The sequence below is a fragment of the Micromonospora sp. NPDC057141 genome (assembly GCF_042670805.1).
Classification (GTDB): Bacteria; Actinomycetota; Actinomycetes; order Mycobacteriales; family Micromonosporaceae; genus Micromonospora.
Map to the genome: position 1 here is coordinate 1 of NZ_JBHUVA010000147.1, position 6387 is coordinate 6387.

At 72.2% G+C, this 6387-nt stretch carries 8 protein-coding genes; 4 read left to right on the top strand and 4 right to left on the bottom strand.

Annotated features, from left to right (window positions below):
- Positions 1 to 41: 41 nt before the first annotated feature.
- From ACFT41_RS31890 to ACFT41_RS31905, 4 genes are all read right to left on the bottom strand, one after another.
- Complete coding sequence (locus tag ACFT41_RS31890) at positions 42 to 1031, bottom strand: RNA polymerase sigma factor RpoD/SigA (RefSeq protein ID WP_377590238.1); 990 nt, start codon at positions 1029 to 1031, stop codon at positions 42 to 44.
- A gap of 424 nt (positions 1032 to 1455) precedes the next feature.
- Complete coding sequence (gene murQ / locus ACFT41_RS31895) at positions 1456 to 2409, bottom strand: N-acetylmuramic acid 6-phosphate etherase (RefSeq protein ID WP_377590234.1); 954 nt, start codon at positions 2407 to 2409, stop codon at positions 1456 to 1458.
- Positions 2406 to 3320 (bottom strand): MurR/RpiR family transcriptional regulator, encoded by a 915-nt coding sequence (locus tag ACFT41_RS31900; protein WP_377590232.1) that lies wholly within the window; start codon positions 3318 to 3320, stop codon positions 2406 to 2408. Before ACFT41_RS31900 ends, murQ begins: the two co-directional genes overlap by 4 nt.
- A 224-nt stretch (positions 3321 to 3544) precedes the next feature.
- Positions 3545 to 4315, bottom strand: a complete 771-nt coding sequence (locus tag ACFT41_RS31905) for a dTMP kinase (RefSeq protein ID WP_377590230.1) — start codon at positions 4313 to 4315, stop codon at positions 3545 to 3547.
- Between the two features lie 98 nt (positions 4316 to 4413).
- Here ACFT41_RS31905 and ACFT41_RS31910 point away from each other — a divergent pair, with 98 nt between their 5' ends.
- Genes ACFT41_RS31910 through ACFT41_RS31925 form a run of 4 tightly spaced genes read left to right on the top strand, consistent with a single transcriptional unit; the run spans position 4414 to position 6290 of the window.
- A complete protein-coding gene (locus ACFT41_RS31910; protein ID WP_377590229.1) occupies positions 4414 to 5055 on the top strand; it encodes a nucleotidyltransferase family protein in 642 nt (213 codons plus the stop codon).
- Positions 5056 to 5108: 53 nt separating this feature from the next.
- Positions 5109 to 5366 carry a hypothetical protein gene (locus ACFT41_RS31915; protein WP_377590236.1) on the top strand — a complete coding sequence of 86 codons (258 nt, stop codon included), beginning with the start codon at positions 5109 to 5111 and terminating at the stop codon, positions 5364 to 5366.
- Between the two features lie 13 nt (positions 5367 to 5379).
- Positions 5380 to 6153, top strand: a complete 774-nt coding sequence (locus ACFT41_RS31920) for a metallophosphoesterase (protein WP_377590227.1) — start codon at positions 5380 to 5382, stop codon at positions 6151 to 6153.
- Positions 6144 to 6290, top strand: coding sequence for a GPGG-motif small membrane protein (locus ACFT41_RS31925; protein ID WP_377590225.1), 147 nt, complete (start codon positions 6144 to 6146; stop codon positions 6288 to 6290). Before ACFT41_RS31920 ends, ACFT41_RS31925 begins: the two co-directional genes overlap by 10 nt.
- The last annotated feature ends 97 nt before the right edge of the window (positions 6291 to 6387 follow it).

Sequence of the window (6387 nt, forward strand, 5' to 3'; positions counted from 1 at the left end):
CCCCTATCGGACGCCGGCCGTTCGCCGTCGTTGCCACCAGCTCAGGCGGCCTGCAGCCCCTCCGCCCGGGCGAGCTCGCGCAGCCGGCCCAGGGCCTGGATCTCCAACTGCCGGATCCGCTCCCGCGACAGCGAGAACCGCGACGCGACCTCGGTCAGCGAGTGCTCCCGCCCGTCCTCCAGGCCGTAGCGGGCCCGCATGATGCCGGCCGACCGGTCGTCGAGATGGTTGAGCAGGCCCTCGATGCGCTGCCGCTCCAGCCCGGTGAGGACGATCTCCTCCGGCGACGGGGCGTCGCTGTCGGCGACCAGGTCGCCGAGGTTGGTGTCGCCGTCGTCGCCGACCGGCGTGTCCAGCGACACGGTGTCCTGCGACCAGCGCACCAGCTCCCTGACCCGCTCGATGGTGACGCCGAGGGCCGCCGCGATCTGCTCCGGCTCCGGGTCGCTGCCCAGCTCGCGGGTGAGCTGCCGGGCGACGTTGCGCATCCGGTTGACGTCCTCCACCAGGTGGACCGGCAGCCGCACGGTGCGCTCCTGCTGGGCGATCGCCCGGCTGATCGCCTGGCGGATCCACCAGGTCGCGTAGGTGGAGAACTTGAACCCGCGCTCGTAGTCGAACTTCTCGACCGCCCGGACCAGGCCGGTGTTGCCCTCCTGGATCAGGTCGAGCATGGGCATGCCCGAACGCACGTAGCGCCGGGCGATGGAGACGACCAGCCGCAGGTTGGCACGGATGAAGAGGTCCTTCGCCCGTTCCCCCTCGGCGACCACGCGCTCCAGGTCGTCCCGGTCGACACCGGCGGGAACGCGGTCCGTCTCAAGCAGGTGCTCGGCGTACAGCCCGGCCTCGATCGACTTGGAGAGGTCGACCTCGGTGGCGGCGTCCAGCAGTGGCGTCCGGGAGATCTCGTGAAGGTAGACTCCGACCAGGTCGCGCTCCTCGGCCACCTCGTCGGTTCGCATGCCGATGTTCTTGTCCACGTTGCCCACGGTCCCCTCGCTCGCGCCGGTTGCCCGGTTCCTTGCCATCCCCACGTCCATCAGCCCTCCCCCGTAGCTTCCGCTGTGCCCTCCGGCGCTGACCTGACACCTGCACAACAGTTGAGACGCGTCGGGGATTCCATGTCGTGAGTCGAAAGTGTCACGAATGCCTGAGTAGTAGCTGAGAGCCCAATCCATGTTTGCTGTCAGCACCCCGAAAAGTGGCTCGCCGTTGGCGCCACCGACGGGTCGGCGGATCGACGGAACGCGTCCGCCTCCGGCATGGCACCATCGCCACCCCGGGACGCACAGCGACCCGCGTCACCGCCGCGCTGCGATCCTGGTCACCGGCTGATACGCGCCGGCGGACCGGTCGGTTCATTCACGTATGCGGAATACCCTCGCCCCGGTTGAACAATCCGTGCCGTGTGGTAAGTCCCACTGCCGGTGGTTGGTGACCACCGTCACCGCCTCAGGAGGCCAGCAGGTCGAGCGCGCCCCGGACCTGGTCGGCGGCGCGGGCCAGGGCGGCCCGGGCCGCGGGGACCTCGGCGCCGGAGACGAGCGACACCAGGGCGGTCTTGAGGTCGCCGTCGGCCTCGTGCAGGGCCCGCCGGCAGACCTCCTCGGCGCAGCCGGTGGCCTCCATCAGGATCGAGATCATCCGGCCGCGCAGCTTGGCGTTGGTGGCCACCATGTCGATCATGAGGTTCGAGTAGACCCGCCCCAGCCGCACCATGACGGCCGTGGAAAACGTGTTGAGCACCAGCTTCTGCGCCGTGCCCGCCTTCATCCGGGTCGATCCGGTCACCACCTCGGGGCCGGTGTCCACCCCGATGAAGACGTCGACCGACCCGGCTGCCTCGGCCTCCGGATTGGCGCAGAGCAGCACCGTCGAGGCCCCCTGGGCCCGGGACGCGGCGAGCGCCCCGAGGACGTACGGGGTGCGCCCGCTGGCGGCCAGCCCGACGACCAGGTCCCCCGTGCCGACGCAGTCGGCCGCCTCGGCAGCCCCGCCCCGGTGGTCGTCCTCGGCGTCCTCGACGGCCCGCCACATCGCGTCCGGGCCGCCGGCGAGGTGGGCGCAGAACCAGTGCCGGGGCGAGTTGAAGGTGGGTGCCAGCTCGGCGGCGTCCAGCACCCCGAGGCGGCCGGAGGTCCCGGCACCGAAGTAGTGCACCCGGTGCCCGCCACGCAGTGCGGCGACCGCGAGGTCGACGGTGGCGGCGATTTCGTCGAGGACCGCCGCGACGGCGGCCGGCACCCGCCGGTCCGCCTCGTTGATCACGGTGAGCACGTCCCGGGTGGACATCAGGTCGAGGTCGACGCTGCGCGGGTTGCGCCGCTCGGTGGGCGCGCCCACCCGGACCACCGGGCGGGCGGGGACCGCCGTGACCTCGCCGGGCTCGACGCGCCCGGCCGTCATCCCCGCCTCCGGCCGGGGCCGACCCGCCGGGTCCGCACCGCGTCGGCGGTGACCTCCAGCGCCCTGCGGGCCCGCGCGCGGTTGCGGGCGGCCACCCCGACGAAGAGGCAGTCGACCACGGTGAGCTGGGCGAGCCGGCTGGCCATGGCGCCCGAGCGGTACGTCGTCTCGCGGGCCGCCGTGGTGAGCACGAAGTCGGCGACGTCGGTGATCGGCGAACGGGGAAAATTGGTCAGCGCCACGGTGCTGGCCCCCCGGGCCCGGGCCTGCTCCAGCACCTCGATCACGTCGGCGGTGGCGCCGCTGTGCGAGATGCCCACGGCCACATCGCCCCTGGCGAGCAGCGCGGCCGAGGTGAGGGCGGTGTGCACGTCCGGGAAGTAGAACGCCGTGCGGCCGATGCGGTGCAGCTTCTGCTGGAAGTCCGAGGCGACGAAGCCGCTGGCGCCCGCGCCGTAGACCTCGATCCGGCCCGCGCCGACGATCGCCTCGACGACCTGCTCACAGACGGCCGGGTCGAGTTGCTCGGCCGTCTCCTCGACGGCCCGGGCGTCGTTGAACGCGATGGTGGCGATGATCTGGGCCAGGTCGGCGCCGGGCGGGATGTCGCCGCCGACGACCCGGGCGTCCGGCGGCTCGACCCGGCGGGCGGCCTCGGCGGCGAGCCGGATGCGCAACTGCGGGTAGCCGTCCATGCCGACCGAGCGGCAGAACCGGATGACGGTCGCCTCGGATGTCTCGGCGGCGGTGGCGAGGTCGGTGATGGTGCGCCGGGCGGCGTCCGCCGGGTCGGAGACCACCAGCCGGGCCACCCGCTGCTCGGCGGGCGACAGCGAGGGCAGCAGGCCGCTGATGTGGACGATCAACCCACCCGGCTCGTGACTCGCAGAAATCTTCGGACTCTTCGCCACGGATGAAACTTACTTTCACGAGGCGTAAGCGTCAACCGTGTCTCCACGTATCGGGAAAAGTACTCCGGACGTTCACGAGTGTTGCGGAAAGACTGTCATTTCCGCAGCGCCCGGCACCTCCCCCGGAGGGGTCCGGCCCCGTGCTGGACGGGCCGGGCGACCAGCCGTCCGGACGGCGGTCGCACCGTTCGGTGGGGTGCCCGGGTTGGCCGGCAGGCCAACCGTCAGGCCTGACCCGCCACGAGCAGCCCTGGCCCCCGCCCGGCGTCGTCGACGGGGGGCGCCACCGCCCCGGGCGCGGCGGCCGGCTCGGCTGGAGGCGGCTCGGCCGGGGCGGCGGCCTCGACGCCCACGGTCTCCTCGGCCGGCAGCCAGGCGGCCAGGTGGGCCCGGATCTGCCGGGACACCTCCTCGGGCGAACGACCGGCGTCGACGACGACGAAGTCGGGGAACTCGGGCAGCGTGCGGTACGCCGTGTCGGCGGCGGTCAGCCAGCCCATCGTCTCGTGGTCGGTGCCGCGCCGCTCGATCCGCCGGTACGCCTCGGCCGGGTCGACTGCGAGGAGGAAGGTGACCTGCGGCGGCGGGAAGAGGCGGTAGCCGGCCCGGGCCAGCCGCTCCCAGCGCTGCCCGCCGTGCGCGCGGATGCTGGCGTACTGGCAGGCCGAGTAGCGGTCCATGACGGCCGTCCGGCCGGTGACGAGGCAGCTCAGCAGCGCCGCCGCGATCGCCAGCCAGCGCAGCACGGACTCGACGGCGAGCAGTCCGCGCCGGCCGACCAGCCGCTCGGCGTCGGGGCGGCCGAGCCGCTGGGCGATGCGGCCGAGCCAGCGGCGGCCACCGGCGTTGCGATGATAGGTCGCCGGACGACCGGCGGCGGTCAGCGCCTCCGCCAGGTGATGGGCCTGGGTCGTCTTGCCCGAGCCGTCGATGCCGATCAGGGCGACGGCGCGCAGTCGGGCCTTGCCACGCTGGTCCCGCAGTGATCTGGCCACCTTCCCCAGACTATCGGACCCGCGCTCACCCCCGGAGTTTCGTCCCTTTGCAGGCGGTTCGCACCCCGAGGGGCGACGCTCAGGTGTGGGCGAACGGAATGCCGGGTACGCAAATCGAATCCGCCTGTCCACGACACGACCGACGGGAGAGCCAGATGGCCGAGCGCGGAGACGAGACCCTGGTGCACACGCTGAAGAAGGTCGCCGCCGTGCTCAAACAGTCCGAGATCCCGTTCGCCCTCGGCGGCAGCTTCGCGGTGTACGCCCACGGCGGGCACTCCAGCGAGCACGACGTCGACTTCCTCATCCGGGGCGAGGACGTGGACCGGGCGCTGGAGGCGCTGGTCGAGGCAGGATTCGACGCCGAGCGCCCGCCCGAGGACTGGCTGGTGAAGGTCTACGACGACGGCCGGATGGTGGACCTGATCCACCGCCCGATCGAGACCCCGGTCACCGACGAGACGTTCGCCGACACGATCGACCGCTCGGTCGACGCGATCCACCTGCCGGTGCTGTCCGCCTCCCTGCTCATGGTGCACAAGCTGCTCAGCTTCTCCCAGCACTACTGCGACTTCGCCCGGGCGCTGCCGCTGGCCCGGTCGCTGCGCGAACAGATCGACTGGGAACGGGTACGCAAGGAGACGCAGCACTCACCGTACGCCGAGGCGTTCCTGGTGCTGCTCGACCGGTTGGACGTGGTGCCGTACACCGGCGCCGCCGAGGAGAGGGAGATCGCGTGAGCGAGCACCGCGACAGCGCCGCCGGCCCGCCCGCCGCCACCGGCCCGCCCGCCATGGCCGCCGGCCCGCCCGACGAGTACGTGGAGGCCGAGATCCACCGGCTGCTGGCCGAGGACCCGGCCGTCGCCGAGCAGGGGATCACCGTGGTCCGCCGGGAACGGGGCCTGGTCCTCTACGGCGAGGTGGAGAGCCCGCACCGGCGCGAGGAGATCCTGCGCCGGGTCGCCGAGCGCTTCCCCGACGTGCCGGTCACCAGCGACATCGGGGTGATCCGCACGCAGGCACCCACGCAGGTCGAGCAGCTGCCGTGAGGGAGGTCGGAAGGTGATCCGGATCGCCGCCGTGGGCGACGTGCACCTGGACGAGGACGTGGTGGGCCGGTTCCGGCCCGCCCTGGAGGAGCTGCCCGACTGCGCCGACGTGCTGCTGCTCGCCGGCGACCTGACCCGGCACGGCACCGAGGCCGAGGCGCGCTGCGTGGCCCGGGAGTTCGGCGCGCTGGGCGTGCCGGTGGTGACGGTGCTCGGCAACCACGACCACCAGTGCGACCAGGTGCCGCAGGTGGTCAAGGTGCTGGAGAAGGCCGGCATCCGGGTGCTGGAGGGCGAGGGGATCGTGCTGGAGTTCCCCGCCGGCCGGCTCGGCGTGGCCGGGGTGAAGGGCTTCGGCGGCGGTTTCGCCGGCCGGTGCGCCAGCGACTTCGGCGAGCCGGAGATGAAGGCGTTCGTCCGGACCACGAACGAGAGCGCGGAGGCGCTGGGCGCGGCGCTGCGGGGGTTGGACTGCGACCTGCTGGTGGCGCTGACCCACTACTCCCCCGTGCCGGACACGCTGGCCGGCGAGCCGCTGGAGATCTACCCGTTCCTCGGGTCGTACCAGCTCGGGCAGGCCATCGACTCGGCGCCGACCGCGCTGGCCCTGCACGGGCACGCGCACGCCGGCAGCGAGCGGGGCACCACCCCGGGCGGGGTCCGGGTCCGCAACGTGGCCCACCCGGTGATCAAGCAGGCGTACAGCATCTTCCATCTGGGAGATCACCTGGACGCCGGGGAGGTTTCCCGGATCGGTCATACGGGTATTCGGCAACCATGGAGCTGATTCTCTGGATTCTCGCAGTCGTACTCGTGGTCGCCGGTATTCTCGCGCTGTTCCGCCGGCAGATCCTGTGGGGCATCGTCCTCATCGTGGTCGGGCTGTTGGTCGGCCCGGGTGGGGTCAGCATCTTCAGCAGTTGACCTCCGACCTCGTATCACCACCGACCCGCCGGGGTCGTCGGCGTCGCTGGCGCAAGGAAGGGCCCCCTGTTAACGCATTCTGCTGTCTCTTATACAC